The organism is Arthrobacter sp. FW306-1B-G06A (assembly GCF_058781765.1).
In genome coordinates this window covers 78945-102735 of record NZ_JBYSXB010000013.1, presented here as the reverse complement: position 1 = coordinate 102735, position 23791 = coordinate 78945, and the positions used below count along the sequence as shown (strand labels likewise).

17 protein-coding genes are annotated in these 23791 nt (G+C 65.7%); 4 read left to right on the top strand and 13 right to left on the bottom strand.

What is annotated here, in order from left to right; translation table 11 throughout:
* Positions 1-73: 73 nt before the first annotated feature.
* From AC3WJM_RS09255 to nirB, 3 genes are read right to left on the bottom strand one after another with little or no spacing between them, the layout of a single operon-like run.
* Entirely contained in the window at positions 74-1234 is a 1161-nt protein-coding gene (locus AC3WJM_RS09255) for a uroporphyrinogen-III synthase (protein ID WP_306961261.1), read from the bottom strand.
* Between the two features lie 10 nt (positions 1235-1244).
* Positions 1245-2279, bottom strand: a complete 1035-nt coding sequence (gene cobA, locus AC3WJM_RS09250) for a uroporphyrinogen-III C-methyltransferase (protein WP_492271713.1) — start codon at positions 2277-2279, stop codon at positions 1245-1247.
* 12 nt (positions 2280-2291) lie between these two features.
* A complete protein-coding gene (gene nirB, locus AC3WJM_RS09245) occupies positions 2292-4922 on the bottom strand; it encodes a nitrite reductase large subunit NirB (protein WP_492271712.1) in 2631 nt (876 codons plus the stop codon).
* 279 nt (positions 4923-5201) lie between these two features.
* Between nirB and nirD the strand changes: the two genes are divergently transcribed.
* Positions 5202-5573: a nitrite reductase small subunit NirD gene (gene nirD, locus AC3WJM_RS09240; RefSeq protein WP_492271711.1), complete on the top strand. Its 372-nt coding sequence runs from the start codon at positions 5202-5204 to the stop codon at positions 5571-5573.
* Between the two features lie 51 nt (positions 5574-5624).
* Here the strand turns inward: nirD and AC3WJM_RS09235 are convergent, their stop codons facing one another.
* The 6 genes from AC3WJM_RS09235 to AC3WJM_RS09210 all read right to left on the bottom strand — a co-directional run bounded on the left by AC3WJM_RS09235 (position 5625) and on the right by AC3WJM_RS09210 (position 13758).
* A complete protein-coding gene (locus AC3WJM_RS09235; protein ID WP_492259679.1) occupies positions 5625-7373 on the bottom strand; it encodes a phospho-sugar mutase in 1749 nt (582 codons plus the stop codon).
* A 153-nt stretch (positions 7374-7526) separates the two neighbouring features.
* Entirely contained in the window at positions 7527-9182 is a 1656-nt protein-coding gene (locus tag AC3WJM_RS09230; protein WP_492271710.1) for a glycoside hydrolase family 32 protein, read from the bottom strand.
* A gap of 105 nt (positions 9183-9287) precedes the next feature.
* Positions 9288-10892 (bottom strand): glycoside hydrolase family 68 protein, encoded by a 1605-nt coding sequence (locus AC3WJM_RS09225; RefSeq protein WP_059387908.1) that lies wholly within the window; start codon positions 10890-10892, stop codon positions 9288-9290.
* A gap of 505 nt (positions 10893-11397) precedes the next feature.
* Positions 11398-12132: a YcnI family copper-binding membrane protein gene (locus AC3WJM_RS09220; protein ID WP_492271709.1), complete on the bottom strand. Its 735-nt coding sequence runs from the start codon at positions 12130-12132 to the stop codon at positions 11398-11400.
* Between the two features lie 117 nt (positions 12133-12249).
* Positions 12250-12852, bottom strand: a complete 603-nt coding sequence (locus tag AC3WJM_RS09215) for a hypothetical protein (RefSeq protein WP_492271708.1) — start codon at positions 12850-12852, stop codon at positions 12250-12252.
* Positions 12853-12957: 105 nt separating this feature from the next.
* On the bottom strand, positions 12958-13758 hold the full coding sequence (locus AC3WJM_RS09210; RefSeq protein ID WP_306961275.1) for a purine-nucleoside phosphorylase: 801 nt from the start codon (positions 13756-13758) through the stop codon (positions 12958-12960).
* Positions 13759-13903: 145 nt separating this feature from the next.
* Between AC3WJM_RS09210 and AC3WJM_RS09205 the strand changes: the two genes are divergently transcribed.
* Positions 13904-15319 carry an NAD(P)H-quinone dehydrogenase gene (locus AC3WJM_RS09205; RefSeq protein ID WP_059387905.1) on the top strand — a complete coding sequence of 472 codons (1416 nt, stop codon included), beginning with the start codon at positions 13904-13906 and terminating at the stop codon, positions 15317-15319.
* A gap of 100 nt (positions 15320-15419) precedes the next feature.
* Here AC3WJM_RS09205 and AC3WJM_RS09200 read toward each other — a convergent pair whose 3' ends face one another.
* Positions 15420-15668, bottom strand: coding sequence for a type II toxin-antitoxin system RelE family toxin (locus AC3WJM_RS09200; protein WP_492271707.1), 249 nt, complete (start codon positions 15666-15668; stop codon positions 15420-15422).
* 58 nt (positions 15669-15726) lie between these two features.
* On the opposite strand from AC3WJM_RS09200, the gene AC3WJM_RS09195 reads away from it, so the two are divergent.
* Both AC3WJM_RS09195 and AC3WJM_RS09190 read left to right on the top strand, forming a co-directional pair.
* Complete coding sequence (locus AC3WJM_RS09195; RefSeq protein WP_492271706.1) at positions 15727-17550, top strand: HNH endonuclease signature motif containing protein; 1824 nt, start codon at positions 15727-15729, stop codon at positions 17548-17550.
* Positions 17551-17706: 156 nt separating this feature from the next.
* Complete coding sequence (locus AC3WJM_RS09190; protein WP_492271705.1) at positions 17707-18480, top strand: tyrosine-protein phosphatase; 774 nt, start codon at positions 17707-17709, stop codon at positions 18478-18480.
* Here AC3WJM_RS09190 and AC3WJM_RS09185 read toward each other — a convergent pair.
* The 3 genes from AC3WJM_RS09185 to AC3WJM_RS09175 are packed head-to-tail and all read right to left on the bottom strand — an operon-like array spanning position 18446 to position 23641.
* Complete coding sequence (locus AC3WJM_RS09185) at positions 18446-20008, bottom strand: FAD-dependent oxidoreductase (RefSeq protein ID WP_332601487.1); 1563 nt, start codon at positions 20006-20008, stop codon at positions 18446-18448. The two genes, AC3WJM_RS09190 and AC3WJM_RS09185, sit on opposite strands and share 35 nt — an antisense overlap.
* Positions 20005-22233, bottom strand: a complete 2229-nt coding sequence (locus AC3WJM_RS09180; protein ID WP_332601486.1) for a molybdopterin oxidoreductase family protein — start codon at positions 22231-22233, stop codon at positions 20005-20007. The genes AC3WJM_RS09185 and AC3WJM_RS09180 overlap by 4 nt, the downstream gene beginning before the upstream one ends.
* Position 22234: 1 nt before the next feature.
* Positions 22235-23641 carry an MFS transporter gene (locus AC3WJM_RS09175; protein WP_370872196.1) on the bottom strand — a complete coding sequence of 469 codons (1407 nt, stop codon included), beginning with the start codon at positions 23639-23641 and terminating at the stop codon, positions 22235-22237.
* Between the last annotated feature and the right edge of the window lie 150 nt (positions 23642-23791).

Below are 23791 nucleotides of genomic sequence, written 5' to 3'. Positions count from 1 at the left end.
CAAGCTCCGCAGCAACTGCTGCAGAGCCGCCAAATCATGCCCGGAAACGCAGGATTGACAATCCTATAGCCAGCTAGACGCGCAACCGGTAACCCCGCTTGACGACGGTTTCCACGAGCTTTCCGTCCGGCAGCGAGGACCGCAAGCGGCTCACCGTCATGTCCAGGGCGTGGACCGAGCCACGCAATTCCAGAAGGTCGGAAAGGGCCTCTCGGGACAGCACCGCGCCCCCGGCTCCCAAAAGCGCGCGCAGCAGGAGCAGCGGAGCCGGGGCCAGTTCCACGACGGAACCATCGATCCTCAAACAGCGGCCGCGCAGCTCGATGTGCCCTGCGGGGGTGTCGAGCCGGCGGACATGGTTCAGGGCCAGATGTTCGGTGACGAGCCGGATGAGCGCACCCATGCGGTAGCGGTCCGGGATGAGGGGGCTGAGCCCGGCGTCGACCAACGGCTGTGCGGTGACAGGCCCGACGGCGGCGACTGTCACCTGGGTCTTGAGGGCCTCGATCAGCTGACGGTACAGGCCCATCTCGTGGGCCGTGCTCCACATGGCGTCTACTGCGGGCGCGCTCGTAAAGGTGAGCACATCCAAGTCCCCGGAGCAGGCGGCTTCGATGAGGCGCGGAAGCTTGTCTTCGCCGTCGGGCTTTACCCAGCGGTACGGGGTGACAGTGAGGACCGTCGCGCCGGACATGCGGAGGCGCTCCAACTGGCGGACGTCGGTGTAGCCGTGCAATTGCACGGCGACGGTCTTCCCGCGGACTCCTTCCTGAAGGAGCATATCCACCAGTGTGGCGGTGGTTTCGTCACTGCTGATCCCGACGTCGGCAAGGCCTGCCGCGCGGACTGCACCCCGGGCTTTTGGCCCGCGCACGAACATGCGGCAGGCCCCCAGCACATCGAGAAGTTGCTCGCCGATGCCGAAGGAGTCCGCGGCTTCGCACCAGCGCCGCATGCCGTAGGCGGTGGTGGCGATGCAGATATCCGGCTTGGCCGCGATGATCGTTTTCGTGTCCTCGATGAGGGTGATGTCTTCCTGGACCGGCGCGATCTTCAAAGCCGGAGCGTGCAGCACGGAAGCGCCGCGCCGCTCGAGCGCCTCGATCAGGTCACGTGAACGCCGGTGTGAAGTCACTCCGATCCGGAAACCGTCCAGCGGCGCATCGTCGTTTGGTCCAGGGGTGGCCAGCGGCGAGCCTGCATCGATGGAATCAAGGGCATTCAGCGTAGTCATGTGTGTTCTTTCAGGCTTCAAGGAGGGAAGCCGCGAGGAGGTCAAGGTCTGCGGTGGCTTCGGTGTGATCGCGGTTGGCTTCGGCCACGCGGACCACCTCGCCGATGACCAGGACGGCCGGGTTGGTGCAGCCTGCGGCCGCGGTTTCAATGGTGCCGAGTTCGGCGATGGTGGTGCGCTGCCCGGGGCGGTAGCCGCGTTCGACGACGGCCATGGGCATCGCTGGATCCATCCCGGCCCGCCGGAGCCCGGCAGCGAGTTGGGGGAGGGTGCCGATGCCCATGAGGACCACGATGGTCCCGCCGAGTCCGGCCAGGTGCGTGTGTTCCTTCTCGGTCAGCGGTGCATGGCCGGAAACCACGGTGAACATGTGGCTGACCTCGCGGTGAGTGACGGGAATGCCCGCGGCCGCCGGGACCGAGATGGCGCTCGTGACGCCCGAGATGACGCGGACCGGGACCCCAGCCTGCACGCAGGCGCTGACTTCTTCGCCGCCACGGCCGAATACATAAGGGTCGCCGCCTTTGAGCCGGACTACGTTCTTGCCGGTCAACGCGGCGTCCACCATGAGCTTTTCGATGTCGCATTGGGTGACCTTGTGGTGCCCGGGGCGTTTGCCGACGTCCACCAGTTCCGCCGACGTCAGTCGCGCCAGTTCCGCGTAGGGGGCGAGCCGGTCGTAGAAGACGACGTCGGCGTCCCGCAGCGCGTTGACCGCGCCTATGGTCAGCAACTCGAGGGTGCCGGGACCGCCGCCGACCAGGGTGACGTGCCCGGACTCGCCAGCAGCCGGTTCGCTGGCGACGGGGATCCCCGCTTCCCGGCAGCGTGCGAGCAAGGGCTCCCAGCCGGGCTGGCCGTCGTCGACGGCCGCGACCAGGAAGGGGCGTTCGGGCAGCGGGCCGTCAGAGTCGGCGCCGTCGGGAGTGCTGAGCCGATGGACGACGGCGCCCGCGGCTTCGAAGCGCCGTACGGCTTGCCGCGCGGCGTGGGTAGAGCCTGTGACCAGAACGTCGCGGCCTGTGAGGTCGATGGTGAGCTGCATGGTTTGTGCTCCTTAGTCCTGGCCGCGAACGGGGATCGTGCTGGCGATGAGGACGCCGCCTTTTTCCTCGTTGGTGGCGGGGCGGATTTGGCCGCGTTCGGGGACGAAGGCGATGGCCTCGTCCTTCTGGTCGGGTGCGTTCACGAAGGAACGGAAGCGGCGCAGGCGCTCGGGGTCCTTGAGGGTCTCTGCCCATTCGTCCTGGTAGGTGTCGATGTGCCGGGCCATGGCGGCTTCGAGGTCGTCCGCGATGCCAAGGGAGTCGTGGATGATGACGTCTTCGATGTGTTTGAGTCCGCCGTCGAGTTCTTCCTGCCAGCGGGCGGTGCGCTGGAGGCGGTCGGCGGTGCGGATGTAGTACATGAGGTAGCGGTCGATGTATTTGATCAGGGTGTCGTCGTCCAGGTCCTGGGCGAGGAGCTGGGCGTGGGCGGGCAGGAAGCCGCCGTTGCCGCCGACGTAAAGGTTCCAGCCCTTGTCGGTGGCGATGACGCCGACGTCCTTGCCGCGGGCTTCGGCGCATTCGCGGGCGCAGCCGGAGACGCCCATTTTGAGTTTGTGCGGGCTGCGCAGGCCGCGGTAGCGCAGTTCCAGGTTGATGGCCATGGCGACGGAGTCCTGGACACCGAAGCGGCACCACGTAGATCCGACGCAGGATTTCACGGTGCGCAGGCTCTTGCCGTACGCCTGGCCGGACTCGAAGCCGGCGTCGACGAGTTCCTTCCAGATCTCCGGGAGCTGCTCAAGGCGGGCCCCGAACATGTCGATCCGCTGCCCGCCGGTGATCTTCGTGTAGAGGCCGTACTTCTCGGCAACGCGGGCAATGACACCCAGGCCCTTCGGCGTGATTTCGCCGCCGGCGATGCGGGGGACCACGGAGTAGGTGCCGTCCTTTTGCATGTTTGCCAAGGCGCGGTCGTTGGTGTCCTGCAGGGTACCGCGCCCGGCACCGAGCACGTATTCACTGTTCTGTGAGGCGAGGATCGACGCGATCGTCGGCTTGCAGATGTCGCAGCCCGCGCCGGTGCCGTATTTGGCCAGGATGTCCTCGAAGGAGGTCAGCTCCAGCACGCGGATGGCGTCGAAGAGTTCCTGGCGGGAGAGGCTGAAGTGCTCGCACAGGGCCTTGGAGACTTCGATGCCGGACTTCTTCAGTTCCCCTTCGAGGAGCTTCTTGATCATCGGCACGCACGAACCGCACTGGGTGCCGGCCCGCGAACATGTCTTTAGTTCGCCGAGTTCCTGGACGGGGGCGTTGCCCTCGCAGGAACCGCAGCCGTTGATGGCATCGCGGACGCTGCCTGCGGCGACGTTGTTGCAGGAGCAGAGGATCGCGTCGTCCGGCAGTTCGGTCTCGGGGGCGTCCCCGCCGCCCGCGGCGGTGAGATAAGCGCCTGGTTCGGCGGGGAGTTCGCGGCCGAGCAGGGGGCGCAGGCTCATGTAGGGGGTGGCGTCGCCGACGAAGATCCCGCCGAGCAGGGTCTTGGCATCGTCGGTGGTGACGATCTTCTGGTAGACGCCGCGGGCGGGGTCGGCGTACACGATCTCCAGGGAGTGCTCGGTTGTGGCGAACGCATCGCCGAAGCTGGCCACGTCCACACCGGAGAGCTTGAGCTTGGTCGCGGTGTCGAAACCCGGGAACGTCGCTTGGCCGCCGTGTAGCCGGTCGGCCACGATCTCAGCCATGGTGTTCGCCGGAGCCACGAGCCCCAGGCACATGCCATCGAAGTTCGCGACTTCGCCGATGGCCCAAATGCCGGGGACCGGGGTGGCGCAATGGTCGTTGATGACCACGCCGCCCTTCTTGCCGAGTTCGAACAGCTGTTCAGCGGTGGGGCCGTCCGCGTCGCCTTCCGTTCCGCGGAACAGTTCATCGCGGGGGCGGATGCCGATGGACGCGATAACCATGTCGGCGGGGATGACGCGGCCGTCCTTCATGAGGACGCCGGTGACCTGGCCGTCGTCGGACAATACTTCGGCGGGGTACGTTCCCGTCAGGACTTCGAGTCCCTTGGCGGTGACCAGCCGGCCCAGTGCCTGGCCGGCGCCCTCGTCCAGCTGGGCGTTCATGAGCCAGCGTGAACCGTTGATGACGGTGGCCTGTGCGCCCAACTCCATGGTGCCGGCCGCAGCTTCCAAGCCGAGGAGGCCGCCGCCGATGGTCACGGTCCGGACGGTCCGGCCAAGCTTCTCCGTGAGTTCGGCGATGGCCTTGTTGATGGCCCAGACGTCGTCGAGGGTGCGGTAGACATGGGCGAGCTCGCCGCCGGGGAAGGGGAGCTGTGCCGCGTCCGAGCCGGTGGCCACCACCAGGTGGTCGTAGTCGTAAGTGTTGCCGGCCGCCGTTTCCACGGACTTGGCTTCGGGGTTGATCTTGACTACCCGCTCGCCAGTGCGCAGGTCCAGGGCTTCGTGCTCCCACATGGACATGTCGCCCAAGGTGAGGTCATAGTCCACATCGGTCAGCGCCTTGCTCAGGGTGACCCGGTCATACGGAACGTGGGCTTCCTCGGTCAGGACCGTGACGTGCCAGCCCTCGAGACCGCGGGTATGCATGGCATCGGCAAAACGGTGGGCCGCAGGGCCTCCGCCGGCGACAACAATACGGCGCTGGTTTTCTGGGGTGGAAGTGTGTCCGGTCACTGGTGGCCTTTCGCATACGCCGCAGAACGTGCTCCGCAACTTGTCACTTCAGACTACGGACGGGCAGTTTCTCCTCAGTTTCCCTTTTGTTTCGTGATCTTAACTTCTGGGTCACGATTGGATGTCGGGACCCGTGAGGTCTCTTTTACGCACCCGACACATTGACTGCATTCGAGTGAAACACTCCCCGCCTACCTTGAAGATATGGCCGCTCGGCGGCCACCGCCTGAAGGAAAGGACAGCATTTGTCCGGCTGCAGGCATAGCGAGAGGGGTTGGCATGACCGTCATTCTGGAACGGGAAGAACAACTGACGAGCGCGCCGACCGAGTCCGGCTGGCACCCTGTATGCCCGTTGGACGAGCTGGAACCGGCTTGGGGCGAGGCGGCGTTGATCGACGGCGTGCAGGTGGCGCTCTTCCGCCTCGATGCCGACAATGTCTACGCAGTCGCCCAGCAGGACCCTGCAACCCTGGCCAATGTCATGGCCCGGGGGATCACCGGCTCCCGGGGATCACGCCCCACTATCGCCTCGCCGTTGCACAAGGAGGTCTACGACCTGCAGACCGGTGAGTGCTATTCCAACCCCGGGCTCCGGCTTCCGGCATTCAAGACCCGCATGGTTGACGGCTTCATCGAAGTCGAACTGTAGCCCGGAGCCCCCAGCCGCGCACCGCCGTCGTCCGTCGTGGAGCCGAAGCGCTCAGAGCCCGAGCGCCTCGCGGACATCGGCAAGAATGTGGTCCAAAGTGGTCCGCGCGGCGTGCCGGGTTTCGGCGAGTTCCGCCGCCGAACCGACCGACTTGATGACCTCCAGGTAGCACTTGAGCTTTGGCTCGGTGCCACTGGGCCGGATGATGACGCGGCTTAGGTCCTTGGTCAGGTAGAGGAGGCCGTCCGTCGGCGGCAGTTGCTCGCTTCCCTGGGCCAAATCCACAAAGGTCTCGATGGCGGAACCGCCAAAGGACTCCGGCGGATCGGCCCGGAGCCGGTTCATCATGGCGTCCAGCAAACCAAGGTCCGCCACCCGGATGCTGAGCTGGTCGCTCGCATGCAATCCATGCACCAGGTAGATCTCATCCAAGGTGTCGAAGATCGTCTTTCCTTCGGCGTTGGCCGCCGCCGCCAGTTCGGCGATGAGCAAGGAGGCGGAAATGCCGTCCTTGTCCCTGACGAGTTCGGGTGCAACGCAGTAGCCCAGGGCTTCCTCGTAGCCGTACACAAGTCCCGGCACCCGGGAAATCCACTTGAATCCCGTGAGCGTTTCCTCGTGGGCGAAGCCGGCCGCCGCCGCGATGCGGGAAAGCAGCCGGGACGAGACGATTGAGTTGGCGAAAACGCCCCGTGTTGAATCGCCTTGCCGCACATCCGCGGCGTGCCGGGCCACCACATGTGCCCCAAGTAAGGCGCCCACTTCGTCGCCCCGCAACATCCGCCAAGCACCCGTATCCGGGTCCTGTGCCGCTACGGCCGCGCGGTCGGCGTCGGGGTCGTTCGCCAGCACGATATCGGCACCCAAACGCGCCGCTGCCGCCAAAGCCAGGTCCAGTGCGCCGGGCTCTTCCGGGTTCGGAAAACTGACGGTGGGGAAGTCCGGATCCGGTTCTGCTTGCTCTTCCACGAGTGAGACGTCGGTGAAGCCTGCCGCATTCAGCACAGACACCGCAGTCTCACCACCCACGCCATGCATGGGGGTCAAAACGATCTTCAGTTGACGGGCCGGGAAATTCTCGACGTCGGCGAGGCCGGCCATCGCGGCCTCATACTCCCCGGTGATGGAAGCGGGCAGTTCAGTCCAGCCGGACTCGGCCAGTTGGATGGAATCCAAAGGGCCCACGGCTTCGATGCTTGCCGCGATCTGCGAATCGTAGGGTGCCACGATCTGGGACCCGCGGCCGCTTTCCTCCACGGCCCGGCCGCCCAAGTACACCTTGTAACCGTTGTCCTGCGGCGGGTTATGGCTCGCTGTGACCATGACACCGCCGTCGCAATCAAGCGAACGGACCGCGTAAGCCAACAACGGGGTGGGAAGCGCCGAAGGCATCAGGAAGGTCTCGATTCCCGCGGCCGTGAAGATGGCTGCGGACTCCCGTGCGAAGACGTCCGAGTTGTGCCTAGCGTCATAGCCGACGACGGCGCGCGGCCGCGTTCCCGGGGCAGCCGCCTCAACGGCGTCCTTGAGGAAGGCCGCCAAACCTGCCGCTGCCCGGCGCACCACTACGCGGTTCATCCTGTTGGGACCAGGACCGAGGGCGGCACGGAGCCCAGCGGTACCGAACTGCAGCGTTCCGCTGAAGCTGTCTTCAAGCTGTTGACGGGCCGCGGCGACGCCATTGGAGGCGAGTCCGGCCAGCTCGGACAGCGCTGCCGCAGTGACCGGGTCCGGGTCCTGGGCAGCCCACTCGCCGGCGTCGGATATCAGCTTTTCAAATTCGGCATCGCTCGATGTCATAGGGATAAAGCTATCGTCAAAGGGAATGAATGCCGAGGTCACCGGCTATGTCAGCCGTCACAGTCCGGCCCACGCCACCCAACTGACTCGCATTAGTTGTCGTTATGAGGCGTCTAAACGACAACTAATGCGAGTCAGTTGGGCTCCCCAGCGTCAGGGTCGCTGCCGCGTGGTGGTGAGGACGAAGCTCGCCGGGCCGCCTGCACTGAACGCTGCCGCACCCGTGTTCCCCCATTGCGGGAAGAAGATGTCCGAGATGACTACCGAGCCGTCTTGTGTGAAGACCTCCACCGACGAGGAATCCAAGAGGATGCGGAGACGGACCTTGCCGTCCTTCAGGGGCACGGAGGCTTGGTGGTAGGGGCTGAATTTCGGCGAGAAGTTGGAGGTCCCGGCTGCAGAGCGGTCCACTTTCAGGGTCTGGCTTGCGCGGTTGTACGAGATCCGGAGGCCTGCCTTCCCGTCCGCCGAAGCCCGCAGCACCAATCCGGCCTCGGAGGCGCCCGCCACGTCCATCTCGGCGTCGATCAGCTGGGTTCGGGTTCCGAAATCGCCGCCGAGGGGTTCCGTTGAATCGGTGACGGTGAGGTTTTTGCCATGTACTTCACTGGTCTTGGTGTCCGTGAGCGCATCCGCGGCAGCCTGGGCGATGCTCGAATGGAGCTCGAAACGGCTTCCTGTGGCTGCGAGGGTGAGCTGGCGGGGGATGGCCATTGACCCGCGCCATGGCGTGCTCGGGACGGATTGCGCATAGTCCCAGTTCCCCATCCAGCCGAGAAGCACCGGCTTTCCACCAGGAGCCCCGGTGATGGTATTGGCCGCATAGAAGTCCGCACCATGGTCAAGCCATTGCGATTCCGTCAGCGGGTCGCCCGGCTTTGCCGCGTTTTCCGCCGTGAACCGTGTGCCGTCGAAATTGCCCACGAAGTACTGCATGCCGGAGCCTCCTGCGATGCCTCCCGGGTTGATGCTCAGGATCATGACCCACTTCTTCAGGCCGTTGCCGCCGTCGACGTCCATCTGGAGCAGCTCGGGAACTTCCCAGAGCCCGCCCTGGGCGCCCACTCCCGAGAAGTCGCTGAGGAAGTCCCAGTGCAGCAGGTCGGTGGATTTGAAGAGTTTCACCACCTGGGCGTCAGCTACCACCGTGGTCATGACCCAGTATTTGCCGGGCTCGTACCAGGTAATCTTCGGATCCCGGAAGTTGTTCGACGCCGGATTCAGGCTGAGCACCGGATTGCCCTTGTACTTGGTCCAGGGCGTTCCATGGTCCAGGCTGTAGGCCACGGACTGGGCCTGGCTGCCCTTGGGCAGCGCCCCGCCGTCGCCGTACGAGCTGGTGTAGAGGGCTACCAACGGCGGGTTTTCAGCGGTGCCCAGGCCGGATGCGTTCTTGGTGTCCGGAACGATGGCGCCGGAAAAGATTTCCTCGCTGGCGGTGCCCTCCAGGGCCACGGGCTTCTGGGTCCAGTGCACCAGATCCGTGCTGGTGGAATGACCCCACGACATGTCTCCCCAGAAGTTGCCGTGCGGATTGTGCTGGTAGAACGCGTGATAGGTGCCGTTTTCGTAAACAAGCCCGTTGGGATCGTTGATCCAGTTTTGCGACGCCGTGAGGTGCGCGGCGGGCCGCCATGGGTCCGATTCGGACGGTGCGGGGGCAGCGGTTCCGACGGCGGTGCCGCCGGCGGATGGCGACGCGTCCGGAGTCGGGGTGCAGGAACTCGCGAACATTGCGATGACGGCGGCGACGACGGCGAGTGCCGGCTTGCGAGCGGGCCGGAACGGGCGTTGGGGAGAGTGGAGCATGGGACTTCCTGGGTTGTGGAGCAGGGCGCCCGGGGTGAACCGGGCGCCCCATGTTGCCGGGCAGGCAGCAAATCCCCTGCCTGCCCGGCTGGTTTTGACTGTGGCCTACTTGTAGAGGCCTTCCCCGCCGACGCGGACGTTGGTGGGGAGGTAGCCGAACGGGCCGAGGCCGTTCTTGCCGAAGCTGCGGTCAACCTGCGTGACGCCACCGGCGAAGTTGATCTTTACCGTAGGGGAGAGGGACCCTCCACGGACTCCGTCAACGTTGTCGATGAACGACTGCACCAGGCCGCCCGGCTGCACGTAGTGCGAGTAGGCCTGGAACTGACGGCCGTTCTGCTGTGCCGACTGGGTGCCGCTCGGGTTGTTCGCCGGCAGGTTCAAGTCGGTCGGCGAGCCGAGCGCGAGGCCCGAGTTGTTCACCGGCTGGAAGTCCGAACGGACACCGTTGCCAACAAAGCCGTAGACGCCGTCGGGACCACGCATGCCATCGGCGTAGGTGAACTGGTGGCTGATCGTGAACAGGTAGTACTTGTTCTTGCCGTTTTCATTCTGGATGAAGATCTGAGGGCGCTCGGTCTGGTCGTTGACGCAGTTGGCGGACAGGATCGGCGGCAGGAAGTGCCACTGGGTCAGGTCCTTGTTGTCTGCGACGGCCAGGCCCACGCTCGCGGTCTGGAACCAGGAACCGGTGGTGGTGTTGACCGTGTTGGTGTTTTCGGCGTGGGGATCGCCTGCCTGGTAACCGAGATCAGCATCGGTGCACTTGTAGGAGCCGCGGTTTCCGGCGGTGTTGCCCTCAAAGACCATGAAGGTCTGGCCCGGGTGGGCCGGGTCTTCGAACGTGTACGGGTCACGGAAGGCGAAGCCGGCGTTCTGGGCCTTGGTCTGGTACAGCTTTCCGTCCGGTTCGAGCAGCTTGGTGTGCTGGAAGCCGTCGAAGGTCACGCCGTTCTGGTCGGCGTGGATGTTGCCGAGGGCCTTGGCAATGACTGCGTCCGGAGCGATCCCGCCTCCGCCCGCGTTGCGCTCTGCACGGTCGTAGAACGTGGTGGCCGTGTAGAACACGTTGACGTGGTCACCCTGCATGAGGCGCGTGGAACCGGACCATTCGGTGTTGCCGATGGAGGTGTTGTCCAGGAACAGGTGTCCGCCGTAGTTCCACTTGTCCTTCGCGGGGTCTGCGTTGGTCTTGCGGAAGAAGTAGCCGATGCGGGCGTTCCAGTGGCGCTGGTCGAAGCCGTAACCCGCGTGGCGGTCGGCGACGAGGGAGAAGATGACATCCCAGCCCTTGTAGCTGATCTGGTTGGCGTTCTGGTCGGTCAGGGACCACGTGTCCCAGACCCACACGTCGTCGTTCATGGCCGGGAAGTCCTTCGGGATCTCCGGCATGGTGACGTTGGGGCTCATGGAGTTCTGGCCGGCGGTCACGTTCGGGTTGCTCTGGGCCATGATCTGCTTGGCATCCGCCCGCGTCCACTTGGACGTGAAGTTTGCGGCGGGATCAAAGGCTTGTTGCGTGTGGACCGTCGGAAGCGGGAATCCCGGCGTGGGAGCCGGCATTGTGGTGGCCGGCTTGTCGGCAGGCAGGTTTGCCTGGGCTGCCGGGGATGCCATGAGCACCGTCGCGGCCACACTGGCAGCGGCCGCAAAAGCGGCTACAGACCGCAGGCGTCGGCGTGGCCTGTTGGGGGTTGAGTGAGATTTCATGCTTGCTCTTCTCGCGGAGGTTGGACTACGTGGAATTGGCGCAAGGCCTGGTCCGCACTCCGGCGTTCCCGTAACACCAATGGCGTCGTCGGGAACGCCATCGTGTCGGGTGGACGGGGGATTCTTAGGAAGCCCCCATCCTTCGGTCCGGCACGTCGACTTGCCGGGACCGTTCAAAGCTTGACGTGCGCTTGATGCGGTTGCAAGCCGTGTTTCGAGTGCCGTTCCGGGCTCTGGAGCACATGTCAGACATATGTGCGCAAGCGTTTACATTTTTACACCGCGCGCGTGCCATGGAAAGCGCGGCGGGTCAAATGTTTCTGAATAAATCTGATTTATTCGAAAAGTTCACATGCCATTAACGCGGGGGCGAATTGACTTGACAGGAGTCGGAAAATTGCCTGGGGACGGCTGTCGTTGGTGGGATTCGTGGTCCGGCTGGAGCGGGATACAAAACTGCCCGCGCCGGGGTCCGGCGCGGGCAGTTCGCTCGTTCGAGGTGGGGCTATTTGGCCTTCGTGGAGCGGGTTCGCACCAAGGCGGTGACGCCCGCGGCCAGGCCGATGAGGCCGGCCGCGAGTCCGAACCAGCCAGCCGTGGATGCCGCGTCGGTGGATGTCGTCGATGCCGCAGCCGACGGCGCCGGGGTCACGGACGGGGAGGACGTGGGAACCGCCGATGCGGCTGCGTCGCTCGCGGTGGTGACGAACGAGGGAGCCGGGTGCTCCGGTTCAGGCTGCCCCTCAACGGTCTTCTCGTCCCACTTCACCACCGTGCCGTCGGTGTAGCTCTGTGTGGCTGGCAGCGTCACGGTGGTGCCGGCGTCGGGCAGTACACCCACCGAGATCGAGAACGCCTGGTATTCGTTCTGCCCGATCTGGTGTGCGGCGTCCGCGGTCCAGACGACCGAACTGACCGCCTTGGTCACCGTTGCCCCTCCGACCGTGACGGGTTTTGGCAGGGTGGTGGTGACGAGCTCGGCCGTCCAGCCCTCGACCGGCTTCACGGACACAGAGTTGAAGGGCGTATCCGTGGGGAGTGATACTTCGAGCTTGTTGGTCTTGGCCGTCGGGGACTCGTTGGGAACGTTGAAGGTCAGGTGGGTGTAGCCGCCTGCTGCGGGGTCGTCGGGATTGACGTTGACGTGTGCGGACGCTGCGGAGACGCCGAAGGCGAGCAGCCCGGCGGCCATCGTCGCGGCGCAGGCGGTTTTGAGGGTACGGCGGGAGGAGGTCTTCATGGCAATGATGCCCTTTCACAAAAGAAAAGCGGTTTGGGGACCGGGGCGGACGGAGGTCCGGACCGGTGAAGGCAGCGAGGTGCCGCCTGTCCCTGGCTATATGTGAAAGGGAGAGTCTCAGGCGGCGGGCACCGGGGCTGGCGGGCCGCGCAGGGAAGGAAGCCGAAGGCCGGGAAGGCTGCGTGGATGCACAACCGGGGTCGGGCACGGAGCGGAGGTTCGGAGTGGCTGAATCGCTGTTGGAGCAGGCAGTTGGACCAGCGGCCGCAGCCACGCTGCCAGTGCCCACAGTGCTTGTTCGCCGCGCGCGAGGACCAGGGCCGTGCCCAGGGTTGCGACTGAGTGCGCCCCGAGCATGTGCCAGTCGCTGGCGGCAGCGTGGGCTGAGGCGATGGTGCTTACGGTTTCCGGGGTTGACGCCAAGGGAACATGTCCTGCATGCCCGGACTGCAACGATGCCGCGGTGGACGTTCCGGACAGGGCGCAGAATGCCCAGTGAAGGCAGAGCTGTCCGGCTCCCAGCAGCCCTGCGACGACGGGAAGCGAAAGCCGGGCGCGCGTCAGGATGGCGACAGGGAGGATTGTCAGGGCACAGAGCGCCGTCAAAATGCCTGGTGCCGGAAGGTTTCCGCCGCCGGCAAGGTGCCCACCCGCGGCCAATCCAAGAATGATCGAGCCGACCAGGCTGGTCCGCAAGAACCGGAAAGGCGCGGATGTCATGATCGGCGGTCCTTTCGGTTCGAGCGCTTAGGGCGGAGAATCACTCAAATTCTACTGCGCTACGAACTCCGGAATAGCCGGGAGCCCGGGCTCCCGGCTATTCGATCAAAGCTTGGCGATGATGTCCGCCAGGAGGCGCGAAATGCGTGCGCCCGCCGTCTGGCCCGCCTCGATGACTTCCTGGTGGCTGAGCGGTACCGGGCTGATGCCTGCGGCGAGATTGGTCACGAGGGAGATGCCGAAGACCTCCATACCTGCGTGCCGGGCGGCGATGGCTTCCAGAGCGGTGGACATGCCCACCAAGTCCGCGCCGATTCGCTTGGCGTATTGGACCTCGGCCGGAGTTTCGTAGTGCGGGCCGGTGAACTGGGCGTAGACGCCTTCGTCGAGCGTCGGATCCACTTCGCGGGCCAGTCCGCGGATGCGCGAGGAGTACAGGTCCGTGAGGTCCACGAACGTGGCGCCTTCAAGGGGAGAAGCCGCCGTCAGGTTGATGTGGTCGCTGATCAGCACGGGTGTGCCGGGGGTCCAGGCTTCGTTCAGGCCACCGCAGCCGTTGGTCACCACCAGGGTCTGGCATCCGGCTGCCGCGGCTGTGCGTACGCCGTGGACTACAGCGCGGACGCCTTTGCCTTCGTAGTAGTGGGTACGCGCGCCGAGAACGAGGGCCCGCTTGCCTTCCTTGGTCAGGACCGAGCGGATGGTGCCCACATGCCCCTCAACGGCAGGAGCGTGGAAGCCGGGAACTTCCGACGCCGTGAGGGTCGCCGTCGTTTCGCCTATGAGATCCGCAGCGGCGCCCCAGCCTGAGCCGAGCACGAGTGCGACGTCGTGGGTTTCGACGCCGGTCTCCGCCGCGATGTAGTCGGCCGCAGCTTTGGCGGCCTCGAATGGGTCTGTATTCATCAGCTCTGTGTTACTCACTGGTACAAACTACAGTGCCACGCGCGCTGTTGAACAGGGCGCAGTTGGGCAGGTAAGCGGCCTCTACAGGCGTTCTCAGGTGGGGCTTAGTGGCAGGTCCGCCCGCATTAAGTGAGAATGGAACATTGTGACCATGCATCCTGACTTCAGCTCACCACGAATCGCGATCCTGGGCGGAGGTCCAGGCGGATATGAAGCGGCCATGGTCGCGGCGCACTTGGGAGCGAGGGTAACCCTCATCGAGCGCGCCGGACTCGGCGGCTCAGCCGTCCTCACCGACGTCGTACCCTCCAAAACCCTGATCGCGACGGCGGATCTCATGACCCGCGTCGGCGAGGCCGGGGAGCTGGGAGTCAAGTTCGCCGTCGACGGCAGCGATGTGGCGCCGGGCATGCGCGCGGACCTGGGCCACATCAACGACCGTGTCCTGCACCTCGCGCGGGAGCAATCGGACGACATCCGGGTGGGCCTTGAGCACCTTGGCGTGGAGATCCTGATGGGCTCCGGAAAACTCCTGGACAACCACACCATCGAGGTCATTACCTCGGAGGGTGTCAAGACAATTACCGCCGATGCCATTCTTCTCGCCGTCGGCGCCCACCCCCGCGAACTGCCCACGGCAAAGCCCGACGGTGAGCGCATCCTGAACTGGGCACAGATCTACAACCTCGAGGAACTTCCGGAAGACCTGATCGTCGTCGGTTCCGGCGTCACCGGCGCCGAATTCGCTTCGGCCTACAACGGCCTTGGCTCGAACGTCACCCTGATTTCGAGCCGCGACCAGGTCCTGCCCGGCTCGGACACGGACGCGGCCCAGGTCCTTGAAGGTGTCTTCAAGCGCCGCGGCGTGCGCGTCTTGTCCCGCTCACGCGCGGAGGCCGTTGAAAGGACCGACGGCGGTGTTAAGGTGACGCTTGGCGACGGCACCACCGTCTCGGGCAGCCACTGCCTCGTCTGTGTTGGCTCCATCCCCAACACGGCCGGAATCGGACTCGAAGAGGCGGGCGTGGCTGTCACTGAGTCCGGCCACATCAAGGTCGACGGCGTCTCCCGCACCACGGCGCCGAACATCTATGCCGCCGGTGATTGCACCGGAATCCTGGCCCTCGCCTCGGTCGCTGCCATGCAGGGCCGCATCGCTGTTGCGCACTTCCTGGGCGACGCCGTCATGCCGATCAAGCTCCACCAAGTGGCTTCCAACATCTTCACTTCACCCGAAATCGCCTCTGTGGGCGTCTCCGAGGCCGACCTCGAATCGGGCAAGTACCAGGGTGATGTGGTCATGCTGTCCCTGCTGAGCAATGCCCGCGCCAAGATGCGCAACACCAAGGACGGCTTCGTGAAGATCATTGCGCGCAAGGGCTCGGGCACCGTGATCGGTGGCGTCGTCATCGGTCCGAATGCCTCCGAGCTCATCTATCCGATCGCCGTTGCCGTGAAGCAGAAACTGCACGTCGACGACCTCGCAAGCACCTTCACGGTGTACCCATCGCTGACCGGTTCCATCTCGGAAGCGGCGCGGCGGCTGCACGTGCATATGTAGGGCTTGGCTCTCGACTCGCATTCGATCCTGCGACACAGAAAATGCCCCACGACGCGCGAATTCGCGTGTCGTGGGGCATTTTCCGTCGCGTGAAACCAGATCAAGCACTTTGGACGACGATGACGAGTCGGCCGTCGTCGATCCGGTAGAGCACCCGATAACCTCCCGTTCGGACGCGCCACTCGACCCGCCCTGCCAGCTTCTTGGCGCCGGGTGGGCGCGGAGTCTCGGCCAGCAACTCGATGGCTGCTTGGACCCGGCGGCGGCCCTCGGGAGGGAGCTTGCGCAGTTGCCGAAGGGCCGCTGGCAGGACCGTGATGTTGTAGCTCACGTCAGGCCCAGATCGCATGTGCGTTCCAGATCAGTGGGTCGGCTATTTTGTCAGAGCCTCCTGAGATGCTTTGGGTATGGAAGCGATCGGACACCTCACTACCCGCCAGGCCGCTGCGCCCGGCGGCGGGTTCGTCGTGTTCCATAAGGTGCGCGAGCCGCGGATGGTGACGGCGGCTGCTCAAGCGGCGGGTCAAATGCCGGGGCCGCGTCGGCTCGCTCTGCTGGATCCGCCCGAGGATCGCGACAGCCGTCACGACGGCGGTCGCGGTGGTCCGCAGGGTGTTCTTGAGGGCGCACTCGCGGCGTTGCGCTCGCTGGCACGGACGGCTGTGGACGACGTCGGGACGCTGGGGTTGCAGGACTCCGCCGCGTTTGCCTCAGGCGTGGAGGAACTCTCCCGCACCCTGGACTACTTGCAGCTCGTCGCCGCGGGGCAGTTGCACCGGGTCCGGCAGCAGGAGCCGGCCTGGGGGACCGGCTGGACGACGGGCTGGGGAGCCGACGCCGGGGAGGGCGGCTCCAGCGATGGTCCCCGCAGCGCCGAACCTGAAGCTCGAGCAGCCGGGGCCAGGGTCGACGTCGACGGCGGCGGGCTCGCTGCCGGTGACGCCCGGGCCGCGGTCAGGGAGTTCCGGAACACGGGCGAGCACCTGCGCTCGCTGCTGCGGATCGGCTCGGCGGAGGCCCGTCGCCGCCTTGCCCTGGCGGAGGATCTGCTGCCGGGCCGCTCACTTACAGGTCAAAGGATCCAGCCGCGATATGGGGAAGTGGCCGCGGCCCTGGCCTGCGGGAGCATCGCGGCCCGGCCGGCGACCACCATTACGATGGCCCTGGACCGGGTCCGGCCACGGTGCAGCGCGGAGACAGCCGCGGACATGGAACACGCGCTGACCATGACGGCGGCCGAGAACGACGCCGATTTCCTGGCCAGGATCGCCCGCCGCTGGACCGACGCGATCGACCAGGACGGGGCCGAGCCCAGCGAAGAAGCCCTGCGCCACCTCCAGGGCGCTTTCCTACGTAAACCCAAACACGGTCTGCAGCATCTGGAAATCTTCGCCACCCAGGACCAGTACGAGCACCTGCTCACCGTCATGAACACCGCCACCAATCCCCGGACCCGCACGTCCGCGGAGCCCGGACCCGGGGACCATGCGGTGGACGCGGGCGGCGGAGACGGCGGGAGCGGGCCGGCAAACGCTCCGACGGACGGCCGGGCGGATGCTCTGCCGGGTGGTTCAGGTGATGATGCCGCGTCCCTGGACCGCCGCACGAGGGCGCAAAAACTCCTGGACGGGTTGCTGGGCGCCTGCAAGATTGCCCTCGCCACGGGTGCACTGCCTGCGGCCGGAGGCCAACGCCCCCAGATCATGGCCACCATCGATCACCGGGAGCTCCTGGCAGCGCTGAAAGACGCGGAGCAGCTCACGTTCCTCGGGCAATCTGGACAAGCCGGGCGCTCCGGCGGGTCGCAACGCGGCACGGGGAGCTTTACGTTCACAGGCCCGGTCCCGGCGGCCACGCTGCGGAAGATCGCCTGCGACGCCGACATCATTCCCGTCGTCCTCGGCGGTGACGGGCAGGTGCTGGACATCGGCCGGTCCTCCAGGATCTTCCCGGCGCACATCCGTAAGGCCATTACCACCCGGGACAAAGGCTGCGCGTTCCCTTCGTGCACGATGCCGGCCCCGTGGTGCGAAGCCCACCACATCGAGTACTGGTCGCGGGGTGGACCAAGCAGTGTCGACAATGGTGTCTTGCTGTGCAGCCACCACCACCATCTGATCCACAACGAAGAATGGCACATCCAAGTCCAAACAGGCGTGCCCTGGTTCATCCCGCCACCCCACATCGACCCACGCCAACAACCACGCAAGAACCGCTACTTCCATGTGTGATCGCGCGTGTCGGTGTTACCTGCCTTGAGAGTCTGATGTGCCGGGGCCGATCGACCAGAAGGCGACCACGCGCCCGCGAGGTGACCTAGCTGCAATGATGCGCGCGTGGGTGATTATCCAGAAGGGCGACTTGCACGCTCTGGTTTACTAGGGCACATGGGGGATCTGACAGAAAACAAGGATCGCACACTCAGAGTTGAAGGCCTGGTCAACGGACGTGACCTCGGTGGTCTACGGCGCGCAGACGGGGCACTTACTCCGCGAGGCGTGTTGTTCCGGAGCGAGAACGTCGATTGGATCACCGGGAACGGATGGCAACAGATCCATGATGCCGGGATCCGCACTGTGGTGGACCTCCGTCAGCAAGGCGAACGGGACACGGATACCAAGGAACGGCCCAGTTGGCTCACCACAATCCACGTTGATCTTGACGGCCTGGAAAACAAGGAATTCTGGGCCGACTACTGGGACAGCGGTCTGGTGGGCACAGCGATGTATTTCCAGCCGCACCTCGCCGCCATGCCCGAACGGGCCGGCGCCGCTATATCCGCCGTGATCAACGCGCCGGCAGGAGGGGTCCTCTTCCATTGCATGGGCGGCAGGGACCGGACTGGCCTGCTCGCCATGGCTCTGCTTCACGCAATCGGCACAGACCCCGAATGCATCGTCGATGACTATCTGGAAACCGTCAGGCTTGGCGATGCGCGGGCGGCCAGAGGCGAGCGAAACAACGTCGAACCTAGGCTTGAGGAACTATGCCGGCAACACGGCACAACAACTGAAGGCGCCTTCCGGGATGCCTTGGAAAAATTCGATCTCCACACCTTCCTCGACGCCGCGAAGCTCACCGACAGGGACCGGGAGGGCCTGTTCACGTGGCGCGGCGCGGCAACCCCTACGCCGCAACGCCCTGGAAATGCTTCTCGATAATCCCCTTGATGTCCCCATGGCACCCTCCGCACCCCGTCCCCGCGCGGGTCGCCTTGGAAACTTCCGGCACGGACGAGCAGCCATCCAACACGGCTTCCTCGATGCTCGCGCCGCTGACGCCTGCGCAGCGACACACTGTGCGCTGCGGATCATCATTCGAAGCGGAAGAGCCGAGCTGGTCCGGCCCGTCCAGGCGTAGGAGGAGTGAACGGTCTGCTGGCAACTCGGAGCCGCGTTCGAACAGCATCACGAGCTCCGCGGCCGTGCGCGGCATGCCTACGGTGACGAGTCCTTCGAGCGCGCCGCCCCGCGTCGTCATTTTGACGTAGCGGCCGTGTTCGGGATCGGCCCACTGGGCGACCTGGCGCCGGGGCGTTCCCTCGGAGACACCCACGGACAACAGCTCGTCATCCCACGGCTCAGCGCTGTTGTCGCCAGCGACCGCCAGGTTGATGCCTCGCGCCTTCAACACCACGACGCCGGGCTTCTCCTGCGGCAGCGGTGCCAAGGTGTCGGCAGCGTCCTGGCCGCCTTCGGCAAGAAGGATCAGGTACTCGGCAAGCCACTCGGCCTGCCGCCAACCCGGTCCCACAAGCCCGGAGGGGCCAAGTGCTGTGCGGCATTCGGCGCACTCGGCATCGGCGCAGCGGACTTCGGCGCAGTCCCCGATGGCGAACATGTGCGGCTCGTGATAGGTCCGCAAATGGTGATCCACAAGGATGCCGGTGGCCGCGGGCAGCCCGCAGCCTTCGGCCAGTTCGATCCGGGGGCGCACGCCGCAGGAAAGGACAAGAAGGTCGCCTTCGATCCGCGACCCGTCGTTGAGGACGAGGGCCGAAAACATGCCGTCGGGGCCATTGTGCTCCACCGCCGTGGAACGGGCGTTGCCCACCATGGTGATCCCGCTGTTGCGCAAGCTCGCCGCGAGAACGGCTCCACCGCCGCGGTCGATGTTGCGGCCCAGCGGGAAGGAACCGTTGTGCACCACCGTGGCCAGGGCGCCTTCTTCGGCTGCGGCCAAGGCCGTTTCAAGGCCGAGTACACCGCCACCGAGCACGATCACGCGCTTGCCGGCAGTCACGGCGTCGCGCAATTGAGCGGCGTCGCGGAGGTCCCGGAGGGCGGTCACCCCTGGAGGGAGGACAGGGTGTGAAGGGTCGGGGTTGATACCCGTGAGGTTCGGAATGACGGGTCGCGAACCCGTGGCGAACACCAAACGGTCGTAGCCAGGCGTGGTCCCGTCCGAAAGGACAAGCTGCTGGCGTGCGCGGTCGATGCGTTTGACGGTGACACCCAGCCGGACTTCGACGCCGTCCGCCGCCAAATCGGCAGCGTCCGCCATCGCGAGGGCTGCCGCGGTAGTACGACCCACGCCGAGTTCTGCCACCATGACACGGTTGTAGGCCGCTTCGCTTTCCTGCCCGACGACGAGCAGCTGGACAAGGCCGCCGCGCACGGCGGGCAACAGCTCGTCCACCAGCCGGGCTGCGACCGGTCCGAATCCGACCACCACAATTCGCTCGCTCACGATGCCTCCTTGACCTGCGTTGACAAGCCGGCGCCCGCTGGAACAGCCAACTGGCCAGCCAACGCCGATTCGATATTTGGTAGTGCTGCCTTCCGGACCCAGACCGTGCTGGTCTTGAACTCCGGCATGCCCGAGATGGGATCCGTGACCGCTTCCGTGAGCAGGTTGGCGCTGCCCAGTCCCGGGAAATGGAAGGGGAGGAAGACGGTGTCCGTCCGGATGCTGTTGCTGAGCTCCACCCTGCACAGGACCTCTCCGCGTTCGTTGGAGACCCGGACAAAGTCGCCGTCGGTGATGTCCCTGACGGCCGCCGTCGCGGGGTGGATCTGCAAGAGCGCCTCCGGCTGCGCGGCGGCGAGTTCGGCCACGCGGCGGGTCTGGGCGCCCGATTGGTAATGTTCCAGCAACCGCCCGGTGACAAGCGTCAGCGGGTCAGGATCAGAGCCGACGACGGCGGATCGCCGGGACCGCGTCCGCGGTGCCACCGGGACCATCACCGCGCGTCCGCTGGCGTGCGCGAAACCGTCGAGGAAGAGTCGCGGCGTTCCCGAACTACCGGTGGGATAAGGCCAGTAGGCAGCCTCTCCTCGATCCAGCATGGCGTAGTCGATTCCGGAGTAGTCGGCCAGGCCGCCCGCCGAGGCGAGCCGGAGCTCCTCGAAGACGGTCTCGGGATCGTCGCTGAACGTGGACGGAGCGTCGAGCGATTCGGCGAGCCGGGCCATGAGCCACAATTCGCTGCGGACGCCGGGGGGAGGGGTGAGCGCCTTACGACGGCGGAGCACGCGGCCCTCGAGGTTGGTCAGGGTACCTTCTTCCTCGGCCCACTGGGTGACCGGGAGGACCAGGTCGGCTTCCAGCGCCGTCTCGGACATGAAGAAGTCGCAGACAACCAGGAAGTCCAGGCTCCGCAGGCCCTCGATCACCGCGCCGGCGTCGGGGGCTGACACCGCAACATTGGCGCCGTGCACGAAGAGGCAACGGACGCCGTCGGGCTGTCCCAAAGACTTCAACAGCTCCACGGCGGGAAGACCGGGGCCGGGGATGAGTGATTCGTCGACGCCCCACACCTTGGCGACGTGGGCGCGGGCGGCGGGATCGGTGATCTTGCGGTAGCCGGGGAGCTGGTCGGCCTTTTGGCCGTGCTCGCGGCCGCCCTGGCCGTTTCCCTGGCCGGTCAGTGTGCCGTAGCCGCTGCGGGAGGATCCCGGCAGGCCGAGGAGGAGGCTGAGGTTGATGGCGGCGGTGGCGGTGTCCGTGCCGTCGACGTGCTGTTCGACGCCGCGGCCGGTGAGGATGTAGCTGCCGCCGCGCCGGGCGCCGTCGGCGAGGCGGCGGGCGGTTTCCCGGATAAGTGTGGCGGGCACGCCGGTGATTGACTGGACGCGCTCCGGCCAGAAAGCGGAGAGGCTACGAACTATCGCAGGGTACCCGGTGGTGCGATCCTCGAGGTATTCGGCGTCGGCGAGGCCTTCGTGGACCACCACGTGGGAGATACCCAACAGCAGGGCCAGGTCTGTTCCGGGGGTCGGCTGCAAGTGGATGCCGCCGCCGTCGCCGGTGAATGCGGCCGTCGCGGAACGGCGGGGATCGGCCACGATCAACCCGCCGGAATCGCGCGCGCCCTGCAGGTGCTGGACGAATGGTGGCATGGTCTCGGCGACGTTGGAGCCGAGAAGGAAAATGACGTTTGCCGAATCGAGGTCTTCCACGGGGAACGGGAGGCCGCGGTCCACACCGAACGCGCGGTTTCCGGCCGCCGCGGCGGAGGACATGCAGAAACGTCCGTTGTAGTCGATGCGCGAGGTTCCCAGCGCCAAGCGGGCGAACTTGCCCAACTGGTAGGCCTTCTCATTGGTGAGTCCGCCGCCGCCGAACACGCCGACGGCGTCGGGCCCGTACTGCTCGCGGGTCTGCTTGACGGCGCCGGTGACCAGCATGAGTGCCTGGTCCCACGTGACTGGCCGGTGGACGCCGTCGGACCCTTTGAGCATGGGTTCCGTGACGCGTCCGGTGTGGTTCAACAACGACGCCGATGTCCAGCCCTTGCGGCACAGCCCGCCCCGGTTGGTGGGGAAGTCGCGGCCGGACACGTCCAGGAGCGGAAGTGCCTTAGCCGCGGGAGCGGGGTCTGACCCCGGCTGCGCCGAGGGCGCCGCCGGGGTCAGGGTCATGGCGCACTGCAGCGCACAATACGGGCAGTGGGTGTTGGCGCCATTGGGCATATTAGATGTGTCCCATCGCGGTACGGTTGGCCTTCCGGAGGTAGCAGACCCAGCAAACGATGAGCATCAGCACGTAGGCGCCGACGAAGCCATAGAACGCGGGGGTGTAGGAGCCGGAAGCGCTGGATGCATTGAGTACCTGGGGGATGACGAATCCGCCGTAGGCGCCGATCGCGGAGATCAGGCCGAGGGAGGAAGACGCGAGGCGTGCCGTGCTGGCGGCGCTCGCACCGGAGCGAGCTGCGCGGCTGGAGGTGGCGAAGATGACCGGAATCATGCGGTACGTGGCGCCGTTTCCGAAGCCGCTCGCCGTGAAGAGGAACAGGAACAGGACCAGGAAGAGCCAGAAGTTCTTGAGCGGAAGGGTCCAGATCATGGTCAAGGTGATGACGGCCATCGCTGCGAACGCCGTGACGGTCATGCGGGCTCCGCCCATGCGGTCAGCCATGCGTCCACCGTAGGGGCGGGCGAGGGAACCGACCAGCGGGCCAAGGAAGGCGAGCGAGAGGACAACCGCGCCGAGGTGCATGGAGGAGAATGCCGGGAAGTAGTCCTTGATGAGCTTGGGGAAGACGCCGGAGAAGCCGATGAACGAGCCGAAGGTACCGATGTACAGGAAGGCCATGATCCACAGGTGCGGTTCCTTGAGCGCGGCGATGGAGCCTGCGACGTCACCCTTGGCGCTGGTGAGGTTGTTCATGTACTTCCAGGCGCCGAACGCGGCGACGAGGATGAGCGGAATCCAGATGAGGCCGGCCATGGGCAGGTTGACGGTGCCGGCGGCAAGGAGCGTGACGGCGATCGGGACGATGAGCTGCGCGACGGCGGCACCAAGGTTTCCGCCCGCGGCGTTCAGGCCCAGTGCCCAGCCCTTTTCACGGGCGGGGTAGAAGAAAGTGATGTTTGCCATCGAGCTGGCGAAGTTGCCGCCGCCGAAGCCTGCAAGGCCCGCAACCAGCAGCATGACGCCGAAGGGGGTGCCGGGGTTTGAGACACAGAGGGCGAGGCCCGCCGTCGGGATCAGCAGCAGGAGGGCCGAGACGATGGTCCAGTTGCGGCCGCCGAACCTCGGGACCATGAAGGTGTACGGGATGCGCAGTGTGGCACCGACCAGGCTGGGGATCGAGATGAGCCAGAAGATCTGGTTGGTGTCGAACTTGAAGCCTGCTGCCGGGAGCTGGACGACGACGATCGACCAGAGCTGCCAGACGACGAAGCCGAGGAACTCGGCGAAGATGGACCAGTACAGGTTGCGCTTGGCGATGGAACGGCCAACGGCGTCCCACTGCTCCTTGTTCTCTGCATCCCAGTTGGCAATCCAGCGGCCAGGGCGGTGTTCAAGCTCGGGGACGAGGGCGGTGGGCGCCTGCTCGTTGGTGAGGATTTCGGTGCTTCGGTCAACTGTCACGGAGTGCCTCCTTTGTGGGGACGTTGTCCTTACACGTTAGGTACGGCGCGTTTCGCGGACCGTCGCGGTTTGTAAACGTGCTGTGACATTCACCTATCGGAGGGGGTCACCACTGCGTGAGGCGATGGTGAGGTTGTTGTGGCGCGGACC